At 74.6% G+C, this 22,681-nt stretch carries 21 protein-coding genes; 9 read left to right on the forward strand and 12 right to left on the reverse strand.

Going from position 1 to position 22,681, the window contains the following annotated elements; translation table 11 throughout:
- Positions 1-24 precede the first annotated feature (24 nt).
- The gene (locus tag B4U46_RS05030; protein ID WP_079431574.1) at positions 25-810 is read left to right on the forward strand and encodes a class I SAM-dependent methyltransferase; all 786 of its coding nucleotides are present in this window, start codon (positions 25-27) and stop codon (positions 808-810) included.
- A gap of 30 nt (positions 811-840) precedes the next feature.
- On the opposite strand, the gene B4U46_RS05035 is transcribed toward B4U46_RS05030, so the two are convergent.
- Both B4U46_RS05035 and B4U46_RS05040 read right to left on the reverse strand, forming a co-directional pair.
- The gene (locus B4U46_RS05035; protein WP_079424427.1) at positions 841-1,509 is read right to left on the reverse strand and encodes a hypothetical protein; all 669 of its coding nucleotides are present in this window, start codon (positions 1,507-1,509) and stop codon (positions 841-843) included.
- A gap of 69 nt (positions 1,510-1,578) precedes the next feature.
- Positions 1,579-2,256 carry a uracil-DNA glycosylase gene (locus tag B4U46_RS05040; RefSeq protein ID WP_079424429.1) on the reverse strand — a complete coding sequence of 226 codons (678 nt, stop codon included), beginning with the start codon at positions 2,254-2,256 and terminating at the stop codon, positions 1,579-1,581.
- A gap of 186 nt (positions 2,257-2,442) precedes the next feature.
- On the opposite strand from B4U46_RS05040, the gene B4U46_RS05045 reads away from it, so the two are divergent.
- Complete coding sequence (locus B4U46_RS05045; protein ID WP_079424431.1) at positions 2,443-3,363, forward strand: sirohydrochlorin chelatase; 921 nt, start codon at positions 2,443-2,445, stop codon at positions 3,361-3,363.
- A gap of 104 nt (positions 3,364-3,467) precedes the next feature.
- On the opposite strand, the gene B4U46_RS05050 is transcribed toward B4U46_RS05045, so the two are convergent.
- The 3 genes from B4U46_RS05050 to B4U46_RS05060 all read right to left on the reverse strand — a co-directional run bounded on the left by B4U46_RS05050 (position 3,468) and on the right by B4U46_RS05060 (position 7,489).
- The gene (locus B4U46_RS05050) at positions 3,468-4,565 is read right to left on the reverse strand and encodes a lactonase family protein (RefSeq protein WP_079424433.1); all 1,098 of its coding nucleotides are present in this window, start codon (positions 4,563-4,565) and stop codon (positions 3,468-3,470) included.
- Positions 4,566-4,589: 24 nt separating this feature from the next.
- The gene (locus B4U46_RS05055) at positions 4,590-5,729 is read right to left on the reverse strand and encodes a nitric oxide synthase oxygenase (RefSeq protein WP_079424434.1); all 1,140 of its coding nucleotides are present in this window, start codon (positions 5,727-5,729) and stop codon (positions 4,590-4,592) included.
- Between the two features lie 254 nt (positions 5,730-5,983).
- Positions 5,984-7,489, reverse strand: a complete 1,506-nt coding sequence (locus B4U46_RS05060) for an FUSC family protein (protein WP_079424436.1) — start codon at positions 7,487-7,489, stop codon at positions 5,984-5,986.
- Positions 7,490-7,827: 338 nt separating this feature from the next.
- Between B4U46_RS05060 and B4U46_RS05065 the strand changes: the two genes are divergently transcribed.
- Positions 7,828-9,459: an FAD-dependent monooxygenase gene (locus B4U46_RS05065; protein WP_079424438.1), complete on the forward strand. Its 1,632-nt coding sequence runs from the start codon at positions 7,828-7,830 to the stop codon at positions 9,457-9,459.
- Positions 9,460-9,462: 3 nt separating this feature from the next.
- Here B4U46_RS05065 and B4U46_RS05070 read toward each other — a convergent pair whose 3' ends face one another.
- From B4U46_RS05070 to B4U46_RS05080, 3 genes are all read right to left on the reverse strand, one after another.
- Positions 9,463-9,879, reverse strand: a complete 417-nt coding sequence (locus B4U46_RS05070) for a universal stress protein (protein WP_079424440.1) — start codon at positions 9,877-9,879, stop codon at positions 9,463-9,465.
- Between the two features lie 9 nt (positions 9,880-9,888).
- A complete protein-coding gene (locus B4U46_RS05075; protein ID WP_079424442.1) occupies positions 9,889-11,409 on the reverse strand; it encodes an APC family permease in 1,521 nt (506 codons plus the stop codon).
- Positions 11,410-11,523: 114 nt separating this feature from the next.
- On the reverse strand, positions 11,524-12,117 hold the full coding sequence (locus B4U46_RS05080; protein WP_079424443.1) for a histidine phosphatase family protein: 594 nt from the start codon (positions 12,115-12,117) through the stop codon (positions 11,524-11,526).
- A gap of 63 nt (positions 12,118-12,180) precedes the next feature.
- On the opposite strand from B4U46_RS05080, the gene B4U46_RS05085 reads away from it, so the two are divergent.
- Entirely contained in the window at positions 12,181-12,900 is a 720-nt protein-coding gene (locus B4U46_RS05085) for a YoaK family protein (protein ID WP_237292647.1), read from the forward strand.
- Between the two features lie 24 nt (positions 12,901-12,924).
- On the opposite strand, the gene B4U46_RS05090 is transcribed toward B4U46_RS05085, so the two are convergent.
- Positions 12,925-14,304 carry a cryptochrome/photolyase family protein gene (locus tag B4U46_RS05090; protein ID WP_079424447.1) on the reverse strand — a complete coding sequence of 460 codons (1,380 nt, stop codon included), beginning with the start codon at positions 14,302-14,304 and terminating at the stop codon, positions 12,925-12,927.
- Between the two features lie 65 nt (positions 14,305-14,369).
- Between B4U46_RS05090 and B4U46_RS05095 the strand changes: the two genes are divergently transcribed.
- Together B4U46_RS05095 and B4U46_RS05100 are read left to right on the forward strand one after the other, a co-directional pair.
- On the forward strand, positions 14,370-14,849 hold the full coding sequence (locus tag B4U46_RS05095) for an Lrp/AsnC family transcriptional regulator (RefSeq protein WP_079424449.1): 480 nt from the start codon (positions 14,370-14,372) through the stop codon (positions 14,847-14,849).
- Between the two features lie 46 nt (positions 14,850-14,895).
- The gene (locus tag B4U46_RS05100) at positions 14,896-15,588 is read left to right on the forward strand and encodes an HAD family hydrolase (protein ID WP_079424450.1); all 693 of its coding nucleotides are present in this window, start codon (positions 14,896-14,898) and stop codon (positions 15,586-15,588) included.
- A gap of 36 nt (positions 15,589-15,624) precedes the next feature.
- Here B4U46_RS05100 and B4U46_RS05105 read toward each other — a convergent pair whose 3' ends face one another.
- Positions 15,625-17,046, reverse strand: coding sequence for an MFS transporter (locus B4U46_RS05105; RefSeq protein ID WP_237293278.1), 1,422 nt, complete (start codon positions 17,044-17,046; stop codon positions 15,625-15,627).
- A gap of 140 nt (positions 17,047-17,186) precedes the next feature.
- Between B4U46_RS05105 and B4U46_RS05110 the strand changes: the two genes are divergently transcribed.
- Complete coding sequence (locus B4U46_RS05110) at positions 17,187-18,044, forward strand: helix-turn-helix domain-containing protein (protein WP_079424453.1); 858 nt, start codon at positions 17,187-17,189, stop codon at positions 18,042-18,044.
- Between the two features lie 55 nt (positions 18,045-18,099).
- Positions 18,100-19,176: an FAD-dependent oxidoreductase gene (locus B4U46_RS05115; protein WP_079424455.1), complete on the forward strand. Its 1,077-nt coding sequence runs from the start codon at positions 18,100-18,102 to the stop codon at positions 19,174-19,176.
- 61 nt (positions 19,177-19,237) lie between these two features.
- On the opposite strand, the gene mltG is transcribed toward B4U46_RS05115, so the two are convergent.
- Together mltG and B4U46_RS05125 are read right to left on the reverse strand one after the other, a co-directional pair.
- Positions 19,238-20,164, reverse strand: a complete 927-nt coding sequence (gene mltG / locus B4U46_RS05120; protein WP_079424457.1) for an endolytic transglycosylase MltG — start codon at positions 20,162-20,164, stop codon at positions 19,238-19,240.
- Positions 20,165-20,226: 62 nt separating this feature from the next.
- Positions 20,227-22,122: an ABC transporter ATP-binding protein gene (locus B4U46_RS05125; protein ID WP_079424458.1), complete on the reverse strand. Its 1,896-nt coding sequence runs from the start codon at positions 22,120-22,122 to the stop codon at positions 20,227-20,229.
- An 87-nt stretch (positions 22,123-22,209) separates the two neighbouring features.
- Here B4U46_RS05125 and B4U46_RS05130 point away from each other — a divergent pair, with 87 nt between their 5' ends.
- Positions 22,210-22,680, forward strand: a complete 471-nt coding sequence (locus tag B4U46_RS05130) for a MarR family winged helix-turn-helix transcriptional regulator (RefSeq protein WP_079424460.1) — start codon at positions 22,210-22,212, stop codon at positions 22,678-22,680.
- Position 22,681 lies beyond the last annotated feature (1 nt).

Consider the following 22,681-nt stretch of genomic DNA (forward strand, 5'->3'; position numbering starts at 1 on the left):
AGTGCGAACGGCATGGGCGCGGGCATGGGTGCGGGCACGGATGCGGGCACGGGCGGCGTGAGTACGGGGACGGCGGCGCGCTGGGTGGAGCGCTGGGAGCGCCAGCAGCAGCGGTACGCGGTGGACCGCGAGGAGAGGTTCGCGGTCATCGCCGACCTGGTCGAGCACGTGGCGGGCGGCCGGCCCGCGCCGCTGGTGCTCGACCTGGGCAGCGGGCCCGGCTGCCTGGCCGCCCGGCTGGCCGCCCGGCTGCCGGGCGCGGAGGTGCTGGCGGTCGACGCGGACCCGCTGCTGCTGGAACTCGGCAGCGCCCATTACGGCCGCTCCCTGCGCTACGTCAACACGCTGATCGGCGAGCCGGGCTGGGTGGGCCGGCTGGGCCTGGACCGCCCCGCGGACGCGGTGGTGTCGACGACCGCCCTGCACTACCTCGGCGAGCGGACCCTGCGTCAGGTGTACGGGGAACTCGCCGGGCTGCTGCGGCCCGGCGGGATCCTGGTCAACGGCGACCACATCAGCCCGGACTCGGTCCGGATGTCCGAACTCGCGCGGGACGTCGGGCGCCGCCACGCCGAACGCAACGCGGCCTGCGGCCACGAGGAGGACTGGGAGTCCTGGTGGGCGGGCGCGGCCGGCGATCCGGAGCTGGCCCCGCTGCTCCACCGCGGGGGCGAGGGCGGCCGGGCCCCGTGCGAGGGCAACGACCTCACCGTCTCCGGCCATGTCGCGCTGCTGCGCGAGGCGGGGTTCGCGGACGTGGGGGTCGTCTGGCAGGTCGGCCCGAGCCATGTGCTGGCCGCCGTCCGCTGACCGGCGGCGAGCCGGCCGGCCGGCGCGGGGTCAGACGCGGCTGCACACGTGGATCGACATGGTGCCGTTGCGGGGCAGGTGCCGGATGCGCAGTTCCTTGCCGTTGTAGGCGGCCTCCAGCTGTCCGGTCCTGTCGTTGGCGCCCAGGGGGTACCAAGGCAGCATGGCCGAACCGGGGCCGTCCATCCCGTCGGGGACCGGCTGGGCGAAGGACACGTCGGTGCCCTCGCCGTCCCCCTTGGGGCCGGCGACGACCTGGATCTCCAGGCGGCCGGCCTGGTGGCTCCAGCGGCCGTTCCAGGTGGCCTTGGTGTCACCGGTCCAGACGATGGTCCAGGTGCCGTCCGCCCCGATGGTGGCCCTGCCGTCGCTCTTGCGGCCGCCGTCCGTGCCGGGGAGGGTCGAGCGGATCGCCCAGGTGCCCGTGACGAACGCGGCGAACGCCCGGCCCGCGACCCCGGTGGCGGCCGGGGAGGCGGAGACGGAGGGGGACGGGGAGACCGGAGCCGGGGCTGAGGGCGACGCCGGGGCCGAGGGAGTTCCCGGCGGCGAGGACGACGGGGCCGGGCTCTGCGCGGCCGGCTTCTCCTTGCCGGTGCAGGCCGCGAGCAGGGCGGACCCCGCTCCCACCGCCAGGTAGCGCAGCGCGTTGCGCCGGCCGATGATCTTCGCCGCCGTGCGGATGTCTCTCACCGTCATCGGGTCCCCCGTGGTCCGTCTTCCGATCTTGTGGATCTTGGAACGGAGTCTAAGGGGCGCCGGGAGGTGCTACGGAAGGCGCCATTCGACGGGCTGGGCGCCGGCGCCGACGAGCAGGTCGTTGGCCCGGCTGAAGGGGCGGGAGCCGAAGAAGCCCCGGTCCGCCGACATGGGCGAGGGGTGCGCCGATTCGATCGCCGGGAGGCTGCCGAGCAGCGGCCGGCAGTTGCGGGCGTCGCGGCCCCAGAGGATGGACACCAGCGGCTTGCCGCGGGCGGCCAGCGCCCGGATGGCCTGCTCGGTGACCTCCTCCCAGCCCTTGCCCCGGTGCGAGCCGGGCTTGCGCGGCGCGGTGGTCAGGGCCCTGTTGAGCAGCAGCACGCCCTGCCTCGTCCACGGCGTCAGGTCACCGTTGGAGGGCCTGGGCAGCCCCAGGTCGGTGTGCATCTCCCGGAAGATGTTCTCCAGGCTGCCCGGCACCGGGCTGACCTCGGGGGCGACCGCGAAGCTCAGGCCGATGGCGTGCCCCGGCGTCGGATAGGGGTCCTGTCCGACGATCAGGACGCGGACGTCGTCGAAGGGCTGCTGGAACGCGCGCAGGACGTTCGCCCCGGACGGCAGGTAGGTCCGGCCGGCCGCTATCTCGGTGCGGAGGAAGTTCCCCATGCCGGCGATGCGGTCCGCGACGGGTTCCAGGGCCTTCGCCCAGCCCGCCTCGACAAGTTCGTTCAAGGGTCGTGGTGCCACGCTGCGTCACTCTACTGGGTCACACTGACAGACCGTTACCGGCACGTTCCGTCGACTGGTGCTCGCCGTCCGTCAGTTGATCCGGCGGAACGGTGTATCACCTTCAACGGATAAAAGAGGACAGATGCCACCTGGACGGGCCCTGCCCGAACACCTGGTTCCGATAAGCCAGTAGCATGCGGCGCCATGAGCTCCCCCACTGGGCCCGCCAACGGCCTGCCCGTACGAATGCCGCGACCCCGCCAGACCGGACGGCACCGCCGGCCCGAGCCCGCGGTGGCGCCCGAGGGCGCGCCCGCGCTGGTGCTCGCCGTGCCCGGTGTCCCCTCGGCCGCCTCCCGGGGGCTCGCCGAGGAGATCATCAGCATCGGCCGCTCCGAGCTGCCCGGCCTGGAGGCCCGGATCGGTTACCTGGAGGGCGAGGACGGCGAGGGGAGCGAGTTCCCGTCGCTGTCCGGTGTGCTGACCGCCGTGGCCGACGAGCGGAACGTGCGCGCGGAGTTCGCCCGCGCCGCCGGTCACGAGGTGCCCGCGCCGACCGGTCCGGACGCCGTGGTCGTGCCGCTGCTGGCCGGCCCGGACGCCGACCTGCTGCGCCGGGTGCGCCAGGCGCTGATGGACTCCTCGGCCGCCGCCGAGCTGGCCGACGTCCTCGGCCCCCACCCGCTGCTGGCCGAGGGTCTGCACGTGCGCCTCTCGGAGGCCGGCCTGGCCCGCGCCGACCGGGCCCGGCTGTTCACCGTGGCCACCGCCGCCGACGGCATCATCCTGGCCACCACCGGCGGCGAGGAGGCGGTCCAGGCCGCCGGGATCACCGGCATGCTGCTGGCCGCCCGCCTCGCGGTGCCCGTGATGGCCGCCGCCCTGGACCAGGAGGGCTCGGTGGCCGCCGTCGCCGCCGAGCTGCGCGGCGCGGGTGCGGTCCAGCTGGCGCTGGCGCCCTACCTGATCGGCCCGGAGGCGGCCGAGGGGCTGCTGGACACGGCCTGCAAGGAGGCCGACTGCGCCACCGCCGAGGTGCTCGGCGCCTACCCGGCGCTCGGCAAGCTGGCCGTCGCCCAGTACAGCGCGGCCCTGGGCCTCCAGCTGGGCGCACCGGCCCAGTAGGACGCACGGGAAGGGCCCGCCCGGGACGGTTCCCGGGCGGGCCCTCTCCCCTTTTCGGGCCCCGGTCCGCCGCCGGGAGCGCCGCCGCCGGCTCCGGGCGGGCGTCAGCCGAAGACCACGCAGGAGGCCGCGGGGACGGGCAGGGAGCCGGTGCGGACCGGGTGGCCCGTGCGGGGGTCCACGTCGAACCAGGTGACGTCCCCGGAGCGTTCGTTGGCCGCGTAGAGGCGGCGGCCCGAGGGGTCCGCCGTGAGGTCGCGCGGCCAGTGGCCCCCGCAGCCGACGGCGCTCGCGGGCCTCGGGCTCTCGGGGCCGGCGGCGAGCGAGAACGTGACCAGGGTGTCGGTGCCGCGCACCGCCGCCCAGAGGAAGCGGCCGTCGGGCGAGGCGGTGATCGCCGAAGGGTAGGCCCGTACGCCCTCCTGGGCGCCCGCGGCGGCGACGGGGACCTCCCGGAACGGTCCGAGCCGCCCCGCGTCCGCGTTCCAGCGGCAGACGGTCAGCAGCGGCTCCAGCTCGTGCAGTACGTAGACCAGCTCGCCGGCCGGGTGGAAGGCGAGGTGGCGCGGGCCGCTCCCGGGGCGCAGGGCGGCCTGCGCGTGGACGCGGAGTCCGCCGGTGGCCGGGTCGGGCGCGCAGACCCGTACCGCGTCGGTGCCGAGGTCCACGCCGAGGACCCAGCGGCCGGTGGGGTCGGGCAGGACCTGGTGGGCGTGCGGGCCCGCCTGGCGGTCGGGGTCGGGGCCGGAGCCCTCGTACTCCAGGACGGCGGGGGGTCCCGTGGGGCTGCCGTCGGCGGCGAGCGGCAGGCTGCTGACGCTGCCGGAGGTGTAGTTGGCGGTCAGCAGCCGCCGCCCGGCCAGGGCGAGGTGGGTGGGGCCCGAGCCGCCGACCGGGGCGGGGGCGCCGAGCGGCGCGAGCCCTGCGGCGGTGGGGCGGAAGGCGCCCGCCGCACCCCGCTCGGTCTCGCTGACCGCGTAGAGCACGCCGGCGGCCGGGTCGAGCACGAGGTACGAGGGGTCCGGCAGGGAGCCTTCCGCCGAGAGCGGGGTCAGCGCTCCGGTGGCCGGATCCACGGCCGCGGTGAGGACACCGCGGCCGCCCCCCGAGGTGAACGAGCCGATGTAGGCCCGGTGTCCGCCGCCGTGGTCCGTGCTGCGCACGCCGTCCACCGGTGCCCCTCTCCGCCGTCCCGGATCCATTCCGAGCCGACCGTAACAGAAGGTCTAGACCAAGTCCCGTCCCCAGGCCCGTTCCTGCGCGCCGTCGTGGTGGACGTAGGCGGTCGCGCTCGGCCGGTCCTCATAAGTCCGGTGGAAGACGGGGGTGGCGGCGCCGGAGATCGGCGGGACGATCCAGGACCAGTCGGCCCCCACCTCACGGCCCTTGCGCTCCTCGCGCTCCAGGTGCGAGAGGAACCGCCGGGACTCGGTGTGGTGGTCGGCGATGGTGACCCCGGCCCGGTCGAAGGAGTCCAGCACGGCCCGGTTGAGCTCGACCAGGGCACGGTCCTTCCACAGCGAGCGGTCGCTGGAGACGTCGAGGCCGAGCCGGCGGGCGACGGCCGGGAGGAGGTTGTAGCGGTCGGTGTCGGCGAGGTTGCGGGCGCCGATCTCGGTGCCCATGTACCAGCCGTTGAACGGGGCGGCCGGGTAGTGGATGCCGCCGATCTCCAGGCACATGTTCGAGATGGCCGGTACCGCGTGCCAGCGCAGTCCCCAGTCCGACCAGTCGTCCTGCCCGTCGGGGTGGCGGATCGGCACTTCCAGCACGGCGTCGGCGGGGGTGTCGAACCAGCGGGGCTTGTCGTCGACGCCCTGGACCACCAGCGGGAGGAGGTCGAACGGGGTTCCCGCGCCGCCTGCCCAGCCGAGCCTCAGCAGGGCTTCGGTGAGGGGTCTGTTGCGGGCGTCCCCGACGGTTATCGACGGGTGGTCCCCGTAGCCGGCGTAACGCACCAGCTGCTCGCTCCAGATGAGCGGGCCGGGCCGGTCAGGGGCGTCCGGGGCGAAGACGGTGATCGTGGGCCGGACCCGGCCGCCGTTGGTGGCCTCGCGCAGGTGCTCGAAGCACTCGGCGGCGATGTCCTCGGCGGCGGTCAGCCCGCGGCGGTCGCGGACCCGCAGCGAGTTCCAGTAGAGCCGGCCTATGCAGCGGTTGCTGTTGCGCCAGGCGACCCGGGCCCCGTGGACCAGTTCCTCGGGAGTGTGGCGGTAGGTGCCGGTGTCCGCGAGCTCGGCCCGGACGGCGGCCAGCCGGGCGCGCGGATCACCGGTGTGCGGATTCTCCCGGTGGAAGAGCCGGATGAACTCCTCGGCTTCCTCCCACACCTGAGCGTCGCTCGAGTGCTTCTGCAGAATTTCCATTCCGGGCGGTTACCCCCTGTCCGGACAGATCCACCCTGCGCATGCCGGATGAATGTGCAATGAACAACCACCCGTTGTACATGCCGCAGGTCAGCGCCGGGCTCCCGGAGCCGACGGAACACTCCTCCGAGTGATCTTCGAGCGTTGGCCTGCGGTTGGGGTGCGTGCACGCGTACCATCCCCGGCATTCCGGGAGTTGGGCCGTCAGGCCCCGACCGTACTCCGGTCCGCCCGCGTGCGGGGGCGGTTCGCCGTCAGGCGGTGACGACCAGGGGGGCGCGGGGGTCGGTGCGCAGCGGGGTGGCCAGGGCGGCCAGGGCCGTCTCCAGGCCGTGCAGGTGCGCCAGGGCCGGTTCGGCCCCGGCGGGGCCGGCCGGGGTGGCGGGGGCGCCGGCAGCCGCCGGGGCGTCCGGGGCGGTGAGCGCCTCCACCGCGGCCTCGACCCGCCAGCAGGCGGCGGCGAGCCGGGCGTCGTGGGAGGCCTGGGGGTCGGCGGCGACGGCGACGAGCCCGCGCACCTCGCGGGCGCAGTCGTCGAGCAGGCCCAGGACCTGGCGCGCACGGGCCTTGCGGGCGCGCAGCGGGCTGAGCGGGTGGACCAGGGGCGCGAGCGCCATCCGGACCCGGGCCAGGAGCAGTTCCAGTTCGGCGGCGTGCGGGGCCGGGTCGGCGTCGGGGTCGCCGGCGAGGCGGTCGAGGGAGGCCGCGGTGGAAGCCCGTACGCAGTGCAGGGCGCGCTGGATCCAGGCGTCGTTGGCGGCGTGCGTGGTGACCGGCAGGATCAGGGTGACGCCGAGGGCCGCGCCGAGCGCCCCGGCGGCGGTCTCCTCGAAGCGCAGGAGCAGCAGCCCGGGGTGGAGCACGCCGAGGAGCCCGTAGAGCAGCCCGGCCATGACGGTGACGAAGAACATCATCCAGGAGTAGGAGGGGGCGGCCGTGTAGAAGATGCCGAAGACGCAGACGGCGACCAGGGCGGCGGTGGGCGCGGGGGCGCCGTGCAGCGGTACGGCGATCAGCAGGCCGGCGGCGATGCCGGTGACGGTGCCCAGGACCCGGCGGAAGCCGCGGACCAGGGTCTCGCCCCGCGAGGCGGTGTTGACGAAGATCCACCAGGCGGTGCCGACGGCCCAGTACCAGCGGTCCTGGGACAGCACCTGGCCGACGGCGAGGGCGAAGGCGCAGGCGGCGGTGGCCTGGAAGGCCTGGCGGGTGGTGGGCCGGGCGAGGCCGGTGCCCGGCAGCGGCGGCGGGGCGGCGGCCGGGGGCGTCCGGCGCTCCAGGGGCCACAGCACGAACCGCACGGCCCCGGCCGACACGAGGGCCAGGGCGACGGCCGCGAACAGCTCGGGCAGCTGCGCGGGCCGGGCGTGCAGGAACTGGGTGACGAAGAACATCATGAAGGCGAAGATGCCGAGGGCGTGCCCGCGCGGCCCCCAGCGGCGGGCGTAGACCCCGGCGAAGACGACGGCGAGCCAGGCCGCGTCGCGCACGGGCGCCATGCCGTGCAGGGAGGTGGCCAGGACCAGGACCGGGAAACCGGCGACGGGCAGCAGGGCGGTGGTCACCCGCTGGGCGCGGACGTCCGCGTCGAGGACGGTGAAGAGCGCGAGCAGGGCCGCGAGCCCGCCGGTGATGGACGCGGTGAGCGAGAGCCCCGCCAGCTCGGCCACGGCGACCGCCAGTCCGGTGCCGATGACCGCGCGCGTGGAGTTCCTGAGTCTGGCGCGCCCCGGATCCGGAGCCGTGAACATCCTCTTCATGGCGGTGTGCCGCCCCCCTCGGTGTGCTGCCCGCCGGGCCGGTGTCCGCCCGGGGGTGGTGGGCGGCTTACGGGCACGGCGAAGGCGCCGCGCTCCGGTCCGGCGTCGTTGCCGGCCGGCGCTGCGCGGCGCCGAAAGTACATGGATACGACACAGATAAGCATCCGCAGGGGCATTGGCTCAAGGCGACCTCGCCGCGCTGGGCCATTGGCACCCCCGAACGGGGATGTTTCCGGCCACGGGCGGGCCAACGGATCGGCTGCACACCCAGGTGCCCGCGCCGCTCCCCGCGACACGCCCGGTGGCGGGGGCGCGGGGCCGGTGGACACGATGGACGCATGCGACGCGGAGCGGTGGACGTGCTGGTCGTGGGCGCGGGCCCGGTGGGGCTGACGGCGGCGGTGGAACTGAGACGGCGCGGGGTGTCCTGCCGGATCGTGGACCGGCTGCCGGCCCGGCTGCCGTACGCGAAGGCCGTCGGGATCCAGCCACGCACGCTGGAGCTGTGGGACCGGGCGGGGATGATCGGGGACGTCCTGGACGCGGCGGTCCCGCTGCGCGGCCAGCTGGTCCACGTCGACGGGGAGGAGCGGGAGCCGCTGCGGCTGGCACTGCCGCCCGAGGTGCCGTACGGGTTCGCCGCGCTGCCGCAGTACGAGACGGAGCGGATCCTGGAGGCCCGCCTGGCCCGGTTCGGCACCGGCATCGAGCGGGAGACCGAACTGGTGTCCTTCACCCAGGACGCGGACGGGGTGAGCGTCCTGCTGACGGGACGGGGCGGCGGCGAGGAGCTGCGGACCCGGTATCTGGTGGGGTGTGACGGGGCTCACAGCACGGTCCGCAAGCAGCTGGGGCTGGGCTTCGAGGGCGGGGCCTTCCCCGAGGAGTACATGCTGGCCGACGTGGAGGCCGACTGGGACCTCCCGTACGGGTACACCCTGCGGGCCGTGCACCACGGCACCGACGGGAAGGTCGACGACCTGCTGGTCGCCATCCCGCTGCCCGGCCCCGGCCGGTACCGGATGTCCATGCTGGTGCCGCCGGAGCTCTCCGTTTCCGCCGCGCCGGCGGCCGGCGACGGGGTGGCGCACGGGCTGGAGGGCTCCCGGGCCCCCGCCCTCGCCGACATCCAGGCGGTCCTGGACCGGATGGCGCCCCGCCCGGTGACGGTGTCGGCCATGCGCTGGTCCTCGGTGTTCCGGATCAGCCACCGGATCGTGGACCGGTACGCGGCGGGCCGGGTCTTCGTCGCCGGGGACGCGGCGCACATCCATCCGCCGACCGGCGCGCAGGGGATGAACACCGGTATCCAGGACGCCTGGAACCTGGCCTGGAAGCTCGCGCTCGCCGTCGGCGGCTCCGCGCACCCCGGGCTGCCGGCCAGCTACGACGCCGAGCGGCGCCCGGTCGGCGAGGAGGTCGTCGGCCGGACGGTGCGCCACGCCCGGCAGGACCTCGGGGCCGGCGACCGGCAGACCACGGCGCTGCTGCGCGAGGCCCAGCTGCTGGTGGGCTATCCCGACAGCCCGGTCGTCGTGCGGCCGTCCCCCGGGGAGGCCGACGGCACCGGGCCGGGGCCCGGGGAACGGGCCCCCGACTGCGGCGGTCTGGCCGGGGAGGTCCCCGCCTATCCGCTGCGGCTCTTCGACCTGCTGAGGGACCGCGAGCACGTGCTGCTGGTGTACACCGACGGCGCGTGGGACGCGTACGTTCCCGGACTCGCCGCACTGACGGGCGGGTCGCCGGCGGGGCGGCTCACGGCGTACGCGGTCCTCACCGAGGGCGGGACCGCGCCCGCCGGGGCCACGCCGATGCCGGTGTACCGCGACGCGCGCGGGGAGTTCGCCCTGCGCTACGGGGTGCGGGCGCCGACGGCCTTCGTGGTGCGCCCGGACGGATACCTGGGCGCGCGGCTGTGCCCGCCGGCCGCCGAGGGGCTGGCCGGGTACCTCGCGGGGGTCTTCGCCTGACGGCTACGGCTCGGTCGGGACGCAGAGCACCGGGACCGGGGAGAGGTGCAGGAGCTTGTGCGGGGTCGAGCCGAGCAGGGCGCCCCGGATCGGGCTGTCGCCCCAGGTACCGACGATGATGACCCGGGCGTCGTGGAGTTCGGCGGCCGCGAGCAGGGCCTGGGCCGGCTTGTCGTCCATGACCTCGACCGTCGAGGGGACCCCGGCCTCGTCGGCGGCCTCCACGGCCCGCGCGAGGGCGCTGCGGCCGGCCTGGAGGACGGCCTCGCGGTGGGCCCGGTACTCCTCCCCCGCGGAACCGGGCGCGGCGGCCCCGTAGACGAGGACCAGGGGCTCCCCGAAGGCGGTGGCCACCTCCAGGGCGACGCGCAGGGCGCGTTCGGCGCCGGGGGACTCGTCGTAACCGAGGACTACGGACATCGGGCCTCCTCAGGTCCTGCGGCCGTGGACGAGGGCCGGGTCGACCACGCCCCGGCGCTCCTGCCAGAACCTTCCGTCGCGGATCCGCCAGAAGCACATGAGGAGCACGCCGACGACCGCGATGCCGATCCCGATGACCAGCGGCGGGCCGAGGCCGAACCAGGAGACCCCGCTGGCCGAGTTCTGCGGGTTGGACATGTCCTCGATCGACTCGACCAGCAGCCAGGCCAGCAGTCCGGCGCCGACCAGCGGGCCTACGCCGATGAGGAGGAGGTTGTGGGCGTTCTCCAGCAGGTGGCGGCGGTAGTAGACGGCGCAGGCCAGGCCGGTGAGCGCGTAGTAGAAGGCGATGAGCAGCGAGAGCGCGGTGAGGGAGTCGAGGAGGGCGTTCTCGCTGATCTGGTTGACGGCGAGGTACCAGGCGATGGCGATGGCGGCCACCCACCAGGTGCTGACGTCCGGGGTGTGGAAGCGGTGGTGGATGTGCGCGAGGTGCGGGGGCAGGGCGTGCCGGCGGGCCATGGACAGGGCGGTGCGGGAGGCCGGGATGATCGTGGTCTGGGTGGAGGCGAGGGCGGAGGTGCAGACGGCGAGGAGCACCATCCAGTCCCAGCCGCCCATCACCTCGTGGGCGAGGACGGCGAAGATGGCCTCCTCCTGCCCGGCGTTCTCGGCGAGGAACTTGGTCCCGGCGTAGGCGACGATGGCGAAGCCGACGGACAGGTAGGTGACGAGCAGCACCAGCGTGGACCAGATGCCGGCCTTGCCGGGCGCCGTGGCGGAGTCCTCGACCTCCTCGGTGAGGTTCACGGCCGACTCCCAGCCCCAGTAGATGAACACGCCGAGCAGCAGGCCGCCGGTGAGGGCGCCGCCTCCCGCGCCGAAGGGGTTGAGCCAGGCGACGGAGGGGTGGACGGCGTCGAGGGTGCTGGTGCCGGCGTAGACCCGGTAGATGGCGACGACGGCGAAGACCAGGAGGAAGAGGACCTGGGCGAGGATGAGGATGTCCTGGAAGTGCGCGGACAGCTCGGTGCCGATGACGCAGATCGCGGTCATCGCAAGGATCACCACGACGGTGAGGGTCTGACGGAGCACGGCGTTGGCGGCCAGGCCGTCGAGGCCGGCGGCGAGCAGCCCGAAGTGGACGGCGACGTCGGCGAGGGAGCCGATGACGAGGACGCCGGTCATGGTGATGGCCCAGCCGCCGAGCCAGCCCGCCCAGGGGCCCATGGCGCGGGTCACCCAGGAGAAGGTGGTTCCGCAGTCCTGGTCGACCTTGTTGAGGTAGTAGAACGCCGCGGCGATGAGCAGCATCGGCACGAACGAGGCCAGCATCACGCCCGGTGCGTAGATCCCGGCGATGGCGACGATCGGGCCGATGACGGCGGCCAGGGAGTAGGCGGGCGAGGTCGAGTTCAGGCCGATGACCAGCGCGTCCAGGAAGCCGATCGCGCCGGCCTGGAGGGTGTCCTCGTCGGAGTCGGCGCCGGGGAGGGGGTCCTCCGGCCGGCCGCGGTCGCCCTGGTCCATGTACGCATCGTCACGTGCGCGGCGGGGCCGCGCGAGGCGGCGCGGGTCGTCCGGGTGGCGGAGGGCCCGCGCCGCGGGCCGGGCGGGCCGGGCGGGTCGAGGGGGTCGGGCGGGTCAGGGGCGGGTGTTCCAGCCCGCGATCACCGGGAGGCCGTGTTCGGTGGAGAGTTCGCTGACGGTGCCGGTGCGCAGCAGGAAGAGCCGGCCCGCCTCGGGGGGCAGGCCGAGGTAGCGGGCGGTCAGGACGCGCAGGAAGTGGCCGTGGGCGACGAGGACGACGTCCCCCTTGCCGGCGCGCAGCACCTCCGTGGCCCGGGCCAGGACCCGGTCCGCGCGGGCGCCGACCTGGGCGGCGCTCTCGCCGGGGTGCGCGGCGTCGCCCGGCGGGACCCCGTCGGTCCACAGCGACCAGTCGGGGCGGGTCCGCCGGATCTCGGCGGTGGTGATGCCCTCGTAGCCTCCGTAGTCCCACTCGTGGAGGTCGGGGTCGGGGACCCCGTCGGTCAGTCCGGCCAGTTCGGCCGTGGCGACGGCCCGGCTCAGGGGGCTGGTCAGGACCAGGGCGGGGTGCCGGTCGCGGAAGTAGGGGGCCAGCGAGAGGGCTTCGTCGGCCCCGCGGGCGGTCAGTGGGACGTCGGTGAGTCCGGTGTGCCGGCCGTTGGCGCTCCACGCCGTCTCCCCGTGCCTCACCAGCAGCAGTTCACTCATACCCCCGGACCCTATGGGGCGGCGCTCGCGCCCGGCATGTCGGGGCGGTGGAGCGGGGCGGACATGTCACTGTCGGGCGTCATGGACGTGCGTGCGTGCCGGCGGCTGACCGTGCTGCTGCTGGTGCTGACCTGGGTGACGGGGCTGATCGAGGCGGTCAGTCTGCTGGCGCTGGGACCGGTGTTCACCGCGATGCAGACCGGCAATGTGCTGTTCCTGTCCTTCGGACCGGCGCATCAGGGGCACTTGCCGGCCCTGGCGCCCGGGGTGTCCCTGCTGTCGTTCGCCGTCGGGGCGGTGTGTGCGGCCCGGCTGGAGGGGGCTGCGGAGTCCCGGGGGCGGCACTGGTTCGTGCTGGGGCTGTCGGTCGAGGCGGCGCTGATCACGGTGGCCGCGGGGATCGGCTGGGAGCTGGCGCCCCGTTACGGCTCCCCGGCCGCCCGGCACCTGCTGACGGCTTCCGCCCTCGCGGTGGCGATGGGGTTCCGCAACGTCACGAGCATGCGGGTCAACCTGCCGGGGGTGCCCACCACCCTGGTCACCCGGTCGATGACGGCCCTGCTCGGCGGATCGCCGCTGGGGCACGACAGCGCGTTCGGGTACGGGACGGCGGTGTGGGGGCGGCGGGCGCATGCCGTGGCGGCCATGTTCACGGGCGGGCTGACCGGCGGGCTGCTGGTGCGGGCCGGGTGCCCGGTGAACTGGCTGCTGCTGCCGGCGGCCGTGGTGGTGCTGGCGGTGGCCGTGGCGTACGTGAAACAGCCGGCCCTGCACCGGGTCTGACGCGGGGCCGGGTGCGCCGTGCGGTCAGTCCCGCTGCCGGGCTTCGCGGAAGCGGGCCTGGGCCTCGGCGAGGTCCACCAGCGGCCCGGGGTAGTCGAGGCAGGCCCGTTCGGCGGCGGGCAGCTTCCAGGGCTCGTGGACGCGGGGCGCGGGCAGGCCGGCGAGTTCGGGCACCCAGCGGTGGACGTAGCGGCCGTCGGGGTCGTGGCGCAGGCCCTGGCGGACGGGGTTGAGGACCCGGTTGGGGCGCGTGTCGGTGCCGGTGCCGGCCACCCACTGCCAGTTGAGCTGGTTGTTGGCCACGTCCCCGTCCACGAGGAGGTCGAGGAAGTGGCGGGCTCCGGTGCGCCAGTCCGCGTAGAGGGTCTTGGCGAGGAAGCCGGCCGCCAGCAGCCGGCCCCGGTTGTGCATCCAGCCCTCGTGGCGCAGCTGGCGCATGGCCGCGTCGACGACCGGGTAGCCGGTGCGGCCGTCCTTCCAGGCCTGGACCTCCTCCTCGGCGTCGCGGCCGGTGCGCCAGCGGTCGTGGCGGGTGCGGTAGTCCTGGGCGGCGGCCTCGGGGCGGGCGGCGAGGACCTGGTGGTGGAAGTCGCGCCAGCACAGCTGCCGGACGAAGGCCTCGGCGCCGGGCCCGCCTGCGGTGCGGGCGCGCACGGCGGCCTCGACGGGCGAGAGGGTGCCGAAGTGCAGGTGCGGGGAGAGCCGGGAGGTGGCGTCGGCGGCGAGGTCGTCGTGGGTGTCCTCGTACCGGGCGATGCCCGAGCGCAGCCAGCGGGTCAGCAGCCGGCGGGCCTCGCCCTCGCCGCCGCGCGCCAGGCCCGGGGAGGTCCCGGTGACGGCGGACCGGTGCGGGAGCTCCTCGGACCCGATGTCCTCGGGAACGCGGACGGCGCGCGGTGCGGCGGCCACCGGGCGCGGCGGCAGTTCGCTCCAGCGGCGCAGGTACGGGGTGAAGACGGCGAAGTGGTCGGAGCCCTTGCCGCTGGGGAGCACCGCGCCGGGGGCGACCGCCGTGATCACCGCGTCGTGCGCGTGCAGGGCGCAGCCCTGGGACCGCAGGGCCTCGCGCAGCCGCCGTTCGCGGGTCTGGGCGTAGCCGCTGGCCCCGGCGGCGAGGTGCACCTGGTCGGCGCCGGCCTCCCGGACGAGGGCGCAGACCTCTTCCACCACGTCCCCGGAGCGCAGGACGAGGCGGCCGCCGCGGTCGCGCAGTGCGGCATCGAGGTCGGCGAGGCAGTCGGCGAGGAAGGCCAGCCGGTTGGGCGCGGCGAAGCCGGCGCGCTCGACGGCCCGGTCGCGGACGAAGAGCGGGACCACCTGCTCGCAGGCGGCCAGGGCGGCGCGCAACGGCGGGTGGTCGTGCAGGCGCAGGTCGCTGGTGTACAGGACCACGGCGGTCTTCACGGTGCTGTCTCCCCCGTCCGATTCAGGGCGATCCGGGCTTGACGGACCATTGGTACAGTCCTGTCATGGCGGTGGACGAGCTCGACACCCGGATCCTGCGTCTGCTGATCGAGCAGCCGCGTACCAGTGTCCGCGAGTACGCCCGGATCCTCGGCGTGGCACGCGGGACCCTCCAGGCCCGGCTGGACCGGCTGGAACGCACGGGGGTGATCACCGGCACCGGTCCGGTGCTCTCCCCCGCCGCCCTCGGGCACCCGGTGCTGGCCTTCGTGCACATCGAGGTGACCCAGGGCCACCTGGACGACGTGGGCGACGCCCTGGCCGCCGTGCCGGAGATCATCGAGGCCTTCTCGATCACCGGCGGCGGGGACCTGCTGACGCGGGTGGCCGCCCGGGACAACGCCCACCTGGAGGACGTGATCCAGCGGCTGATCCGACTGCCGGGGGTGGTCCGCACCCGGACCGAGGTGGCGCTGCGGGAGCGGGTCGCGCACCGGCTGCTGCCGCTGGTCGAAGCCGTGGGACGGGCGGCGGCCAAACCCTGACAGGATGGATCACACAGCAATACGGGCGGCAGAACAGGCACAACGGATGATCTCCGTCATATTCGATCTCGACGGCACCCTCGTGGACAGCGAGCCGAACTACTACGAGTCCGGACGCCGCACGCTCGCGCGTCACGGCGTCCCCGGCTTCACCTGGGAGGAGCACTCCCGGTTCATCGGCATCGGGACCCTGGAGACGCTGGAGCTCCTCAGGGAGCGGTACGGGCTCCGGGCGCCGGTGGAGCAGCTGCTGGCCGAGCAGAACGCCGCCTACCTGGAGCTGGCCCGCACCCGTACGGAGGCCTTCCCCGAGATGCGGGGGCTCGTGGAGCGGCTGCACGCGCGGGGCGTGCCGATGGCGGTGGCGTCCGGGTCCTCCCGGGAGGCGATCGACGCCGTGCTGGAGGGGACGGGGCTGGCCTCGCTGCTGACCACGGTGGTCTCCGCCGAGGAGGTCGAACGGGGCAAGCCCGCCCCGGACGTGTTCCTGGAGGCCGCGCGCCGGCTGGGCGCCGCCCCGGCCTCCTGCGTGGTGGTCGAGGACGCGGCGCCGGGGGCCCTGGCGGCCCGCGCCGCCGGGATGCACTGCCTGGCGGTCCCCTATGTGCCACGGAGCGCCGGTGAGCCCGCCTTCGCCGGGGCGGGGCTGCTCTTCGCGGGCGGCCAGGCGGAGTTCAGCGCGGCGCGGGCCGAGGAGTGGCTGAGCTCGCTCGGGGGCGGGTGGGCCGGGGGCCGATGACCGGGCGGCCGTCCGGCGGTGGCCCGGAGACGTTGCTCAGCCCATGACGCGCGGCAGGCGGAGGCTGAGCAGCGCGGTCAGGGCGATCAGCCCGAGCTGGACCAGCAGGGTCGTGGCGAGGGCGTCCCGCAGGCCGGCCGAGGCGGCCAGTGCGAGGAAGAGGCTGCCGACGGTCGCCACGCCCAGGGCGAGCGAGGACTGCTGGGTGGTGACCATGACCCCGCTGCCGACTCCGGCCCGGTCCGCCGGGACGTCCGAGAGCATCAGCCGCATCAGCACCGGCAGCTGGAGGCCCTGGCCCACGCCGGCGACGGCCATCCCGGGGGCGAGGGCCGCGAGCCCGAGGCCGGGCCAGCCGCGCCAGACGGTCACCAGCAGCAGGCCGATCCCGGCGGCCTGGATCAGCGCCCCGGCGGTGACGACCCGGCTGCCGAAGCGCCCGACCAGCCGGGGGCCGGCGAGCGAGGCCGCGAAGAAGCCGAGGGCCAGCGGCACCAGGGCGAGCCCGGCCGACACCGGGCCCAGGCGCAGTCCCTGCTGGAGCGCGACGGCGAAGGCGAACATGAACCCGCTGAAGCCGATCGAGAACGGCAGCAGCATCACCAGTCCGCGCCGCAGCGACACCAGGCGCAGCAGGCTCGGCGGCACGAGCGGGGTCCGCCCGAGGCGGTCGGCGCGGCGCTCGGTCAGGTAGAAGGCCACGGCGGCCAGCGGGGAGACGCCCAGCGACACCCAGGTCCACAGCGGCCATCCGGCCGCGCGGCCCTCCGTCAGCGGGAGCAGCACGGACACGAGCGTCAGGCCCAGCAGCAGCGTTCCGGGCACGTCCACCGAGGCCGGGCGGTCGGAACGGGTCTCGGGTACGGCCCGGACGGTGAGGACCAGCCCGACCAGCACGACCGGCACGTTGACCAGGAACACCGAACGCCACCCGGAGCCGGCGACGTCCGCGGCGACCAGGATCCCGCCGAGGATCTGCCCGGCGACCATCGACAGTCCGGCGGTGGCCCCGTACAGGCTCATCGCCCGGGCCCGGCGCGGGCCCTGGGTGGTGGCCTGGATGGTGGCGAGCACCTGCGGCAGCATCAGTGCGGCCGCGGCGCCCTGGGCCACCCGGGCGCCGACCAGCGTCCAGGCGGTGGGGGCCAGGCCGCAGGCGAGGGAGGTGACGCCGAAGGCGGCCATGCCGGCGAGGAACAGCCGGCGCCGGCCGGCCGTGTCGCCGAGGCGGCCGCCCAGTACCAGCAGCACGGAGTAGGCGACGCCGTAGCCGCCGACGACCAGCTCCAGCATGGCCGGACCGGCGGCGAGGTCGGAGTCGATGGCGGGCAGCGCCACGTTGACGATGAAGAAGTCGATCAGCGGCAGGGCCGCGCCGAGCAGCACGGTGAACAGCCCGAGCGGCGAGATCCCCCCGGACTCGCGGGCCGGGGCGGGGGCGGAGGCGGAGGTCGTCAGGGACGGACGGTGCGGCGTTCGTATGGTCGTTTCGGTCACGGAAGAGACGATCCTCCACCGCTCAGCCTGGTACCAGAGTCTGCTTATCCTGGTACTCGCAGTACCTGGAAGCCGGCTGCGCGATGCGGCACGCTGGACCCATGACCACTGTGGCCCCCCAGAGCGACCTGCGCCGGCACGAGCTGGCCGACTTCCTGCGCAGCCGCCGCGAGCGGATCACCCCCGAGCAGGTGGGGCTGGTCCGCGGCCGCCGCAGGCGCACGCCCGGGCTGCGCCGCGAGGAGGTCGCCCAGCTCTCCGCCGTGGGCGTCACCTGGTACACCTGGCTGGAGCAGGCCCGCGAGATCCAGGTGTCCCCGCAGGTCCTGGACGCTCTGGCGCGCGCCCTGCTGCTGGACTCCACCGAGCGGGCACACCTGTTCGCCCTGGCGGACAGCACCGACCCGGCGCCGGACACCCGGTGCCCGAGCGTGACCCCGGCGCTGCGGGCCATGCTCGACCAGCTGGACCCGATCCCGGCGTGCGTGCAGAACAGCCGCTACGACATCCTCGCCTACAACGCCACCTACGCCCGGCTCCTGTGCGACCTGGACCGGCTCCCGCGCGAGGACCGCAACTGCCTGTGGCTGGCCTTCACCAACCCCGAGTGGCGTGCCTCGCTGGCCGACATGCCGGACGTGAACCGGATGCTGGCCGCCAAGTTCCGCGCCTCGATGGCCGGCCACCTGGCCGAACCGGCCTGGAAGGCCCTGCTGGCCCGGCTGGAGGCGGCCTCGCCGGAGTTCCGGGAGATCTGGGCGCGCCACGAGGTGGTCGGACTGGGCAGCAACAAGAAGTACATCCGCAACGCCCATGTGGGCCTGCTCCGGCTGGAACACACCAGCCTCTGGCTGGGCCCGGCGGCCGGCCCCCGCCTGACGACCTTCGTCCCGCTGGACGAGGAGACCCGGCTCCGGCTGGCGCAGCTGCGCTCCCTGTCGTCGCCGGCCGCGGCCTGAGCTCCCTGGGGGGAAGATCCCGCACCCCCCGCGAGTTGGTAGAACCGTGAACGAAATGGTGCGGGACGCGGTGGACGTGGACGTGGTGGTCGTCGGGGCCGGGCAGGCCGGGCTGTCCAGTGCCCACCACCTGGCCCGGGCCGGGATCGGGCACGTGGTGCTCGACCACTCCCCGCGGCCGGGCGGGGCCTGGCAGTTCCGGTGGCCCTCGCTCACCTACGGCAAGGTGCACGGGATGCACGCGCTGCCCGGCATGGAGCTCACGGGTGCCGATCCGCTGCGCCCCTCCTCCGAGGTGATCGGGGAGTACTTCGCGGCCTACGAGGAGCGGTTCGGGCTGCGCGTGCGGCGGCCCGTGGACGTGAAGGCCGTGCGCGAGGGCGGCGGCGGGCGGCTGCTGGTGGAGTCGGCGTCCGGGAACTGGTCGGCGCGGGCGCTGGTCAACGCCACCGGGACCTGGGACCGGCCGTTCTGGCCGCGCTACCCGGGCCAGGAGCTGTTCCGGGGGCGGCAGCTGCACACCGCGAACTACCCGGGGCCGCAGGAGTTCGCCGGGGCCCGGGTGATCGTGGTCGGCGGGGGCACGTCGGCGGTGCAGCACCTGCTGGAGGTCTCCGAGGTGGCGGCGGAGACCACCTGGGTGACCCGCAGGCCCCCGGTGTTCCGCGACGGCGGGTTCGGGGAGGCCGAGGGCCGGGCGGCGGTGGCGCTGGTGGAGCAGCGGGTGCGCCGGGGACTGCCGCCGCAGAGCGTGGTCAGCGTGACCGGGCTGCCTCTGAACGAGGCCGTACGGGCCGGGCTGGACTCCGGGGTCCTGGACCGGCTGCCCGTCTTCGACCGCATCACCGCGTCCGGGGCCCTCTGGGCGGACGGGCGGCGGGTGGAGGCGGACGTGATCCTGTGGGCCACCGGCTTCCGGCCCGCCGTGGACCACCTGGCCCCGCTGGGGCTGCGCGAACGGGGCGGCGGGATACGGCTCGACGGGACGAGGGCGGTGCGCGACGAGCGCGTCCACCTGGTCGGCTACGGCCCCTCGGCGTCGACCATCGGCGCCAACCGGGCGGGCGGGGCCGCCGTCCGGGAGATCCGCCGTCTGCTGGCCCGGGGGCCGGCGGTGCCGGCCGTGCTGTGACCACCCGGCGGCGGGCGCCGTCAGGCCCGGCGCGTCCCCCGGCTCGGGGCCGGGGCGCCTCCTATTTCACGGGGGCGGCCGGGGAGGCGGCCTTGGGCGGGGGGCCGGCCTGGGCGCGGGCCTGCTTCCCGGGTGCCGGGGCGGTGGGGGTGGCGGCCGCCGCCGCCCGGAGACGGTTGAACTCAGCCACGTGCTTGCGGTGTTCCTCGTAGGTGGCCGAGAAGCGGGTGTCGCCGGGCTTCACGGTGACGAAGAACAGCCAGTCCCCGGGGGTCGGCGCGACCGCCGCCGCCATCGCCTGGAGGCCGGGGCTGTCGATGGGCGTGGGCGGCAGGCCCTGGCGCTCGTAGGTGTTGAAGGGGTGGTCGATCCGGGTGTCGCCGGCCTTGGTGTCCACGGTGTTGCGGTTCAGGGCGTAGTTGAGGGTGGAGTCCATCTGGAGCGGCATCGACTTCGCGAGCCGGTTGTGGACCACCCGGGCGACCTTGCCCATGTCCGCCGGATTGTCGGCCTCGGCCTCGATGATGCTGGCGAGGGTGGCCGTCTGGTACGGGGTCATGCCGTGGGCCCGGCCGCCGTCGGCGACCGCCTTGGTGGCGAGCTTCTGGTTCGCCGTCTGCACCATGGTCGCGAGCAGGGCGCCCGGGGTGGACTTCGAGGTCACCGGGTACGTGGCCGGGAACAGGTAGCCCTCCGGGTTGCCGTGGGCCTCGGGGGGCAGGGGCAGTCCGGCCGTGGCGACGGAGGACGCGGTGGTCCCCGCGGGGAGGCGGAGCTCCTTGTCGATGGCCGCGTAGACCTGCGGGGCACGCCAGCCCTCGGGGATCAGCAGGTGGCGCGGCTTCTCGGGGGTTTCCGTACGGGACAGCAGGGGGCCGAGGAACGTCACCCCGAGCCCGATTCCGAGCAGGGCGGTGAACAGGAGCAGCAGGCGGCCTCGGCGGGTGAGCCGGGAGCGGCGCTGCGGCGGCTGGTACGCATGAGGCATACCGGCACGCTAGCGCTCATCTCATGAGGTTCCCGGCATTCCACCCCGTTCCGGTCATACGATCACACGTTCACAGGAGTCGGTGCGGCGTCCGCGTCCCGGTCCTGGTCCCGTCCGGAGGCCTGCGCCCGCTGGGGGCCATGGGCGGCGGCGTCCCGGTCCCGGCGGACCAGTGCGGCGTAGCGGCCGCCCGCCCCCAGGAGTTCGTCGTGCGTACCGCGCTCGGCTATGCGGCCACCGTCCAGGACCACGATCTGGTCGGCGTCCCGGATGGTGGAGAGGCGGTGCGCGATGGTGATGGTGGTGCGGCCCCGGGAGAGGTTGTCGATGGCCCGCTGTACGGCGTGCTCGGTGCGGGTGTCGAGGGCGCTGGTGGCCTCGTCGAGGATGAGCACCGGCGGGTCGCGCAGGATGGTGCGCGCGATGGCCAGGCGCTGCTTCTCGCCTCCGGAGAAGCGGTAGCCGCGCTCGCCGACGAGGGTGTCGTACCCGTCGGGGAGGGAGGCGATGTGGTCGTGGATCTGCGCCGCGCGGGCCGCCTCGGTGATCTCCTCGTCCGTGGCGTCCGGCTTGGCGAAACGCAGGTTGTCGGCGACCGAGGCGTGGAAGAGGTAGGTCTCCTGGGAGACCACGCCTATGGAGCGGGCCAGCGAGTCGAAGTCCAGGTCGCGTACGTCCACCCCGTCGAGGGCGACCCGGCCGCCGGTCACGTCGTAGAGCCGGGGCACCAGGTAGCTGAGGGTGCTCTTGCCGGAGCCGGTCGGACCGACCACGGCCAGGGAGCCGCCCGCCGGGACGGTGATGTCGATGCCGGTGAGGGTGGGTCCGGTCTTGGCCTCGTAGGCGAAGTGCACGTCCTCCAGGCGAACCTCGCCCTTGGCCCGGCCCAGCCGGACCGGGTCCTCCCGCTCGGTGATGTCCACCGGCAGGTCGAGGTACTCGAAGATCCGGGCGAAGAGGGCGAGCGAGGTCTGGATCTGCACGCCGGTCGACAGCAGGCTCACGGCGGGCCGGAACAGTCCCTGCTGGAGGGTGACGAAGGCGACGAGGGTACCGACGGAGAGCGAGGGGGCACCGGTCTGGAGGGCGATGCCCGCGGCCCAGTAGATGAGCGCGGGCATGGCCGCCATCACGATGCCGATGGTGGACATGCGCCAGCGCCCGGCCATGCTGGCGCGGACCTCGAGGCCGACCAGCTTCTCCGACTCTTCGGCGAAGGCGGCGGTCAGGGATTCGGAGCGGCCCATGGTGCGGCCGAGCAGGATGCCGCTGACGGACAGCGACTCGGTGACCGTGGCGGCCATGGCGGCCATCTGCTTCTGCCGCTTCGTGGTGATCTTCTTGCGCTCGCGGCCGACGCGGCGGCTGATCCACACGAAGAGGGGCAGCAGGAGCAGGGAGACGAGGGTGAGCCGCCAGTCGAGGGCGAGCATCGCGACGACGGAGGCGATGACGGCGGTCAGGTTCGACACGAGGGAGGTCGCGGTCGAGGTGACCGTCGCCTGCATGCCGCCGATGTCGTTGGCTATGCGGGACTGCACCTCGCCGGTGCGGGTGCGGGTGAAGAAGGCCAGCGGCATCCGCTGGAGCTGGGCGTAGACCGCGGTGCGCAGGTCGTGCATGACGCGCTGGCCGACCGTGGTGGAGATGAGGGTCTGGAGCACGCCGAAGACGCTGGTCACGACCGCGGTCAGGATCATGCCGAGCGCCAGCAGGCTGAGCAGCCCGGTCCGGCCCTGGGGGATCGCGACGTCCAGGATCTCCTTGAGCAGGAACGGCGAGGCGACGCCGACCAGGGAGGAGGCGCCGACCAGGGCGCCGACGACGGCGAGGCGGCCGCGGTAGGGCCGGAACAGGCCGAGGATGCGGCGCAGCTCGCGCGGCCGGTCGGCGGGGGCAGGGCGGCTGGGGTCGAGGGCTTCGTTCGACGGGGTCCACTTCGGCTCGTCGCTGTGCATGGGCCTCCTTTCGCCGGGGACTCCACTGAGCCTAGCTCATTGTTACCTATGCTCACAATGAATCCGGTCCTGCTAGTGTTTCCCAGTATGAGCACCGGTTCCGAGACCGACACCCGCGATTCGACCGACGGCGTCCTCGCCGAGCAGCTGCTGCGCCTCACGCGCCGGCTCCACCGGATCCAGAAGCGGTACATGGAGCCGCTCGGGATCACCCCGGCCCAGGGCCGGCTGCTGCGGATCGTGGCGCACTACGCGGACGGCGCACCGCCCCGAATGGCCGATCTGGCCACGCGCCTTGAGGTGGTGCCCCGTGCCGTGACGACCCTGGTCGACGCTCTGGAGGCGGCCGGCTGCGTGCGCCGCGCGCCCGACCCCGCGAACCGGCGCGTGATCCGGATCGAGCTCACCGAAACCGGCCGCGCCACGCTGCGCCGTCTGCGCAACGCGCGGACCGACGCGGCAGAGGAGATCCTGGCTCCGTTGACCGCCGGACAGCGCGAGGTGCTCGGAGGTCTCCTCAACGCTCTCACGGACGTCCCGGCGGAGCGCCGCTGCTGAA

The sequence above is a fragment of the Streptomyces katrae genome (genome assembly GCF_002028425.1).
Taxonomy (GTDB): Bacteria; Actinomycetota; Actinomycetes; order Streptomycetales; family Streptomycetaceae; genus Streptomyces; species Streptomyces katrae_A.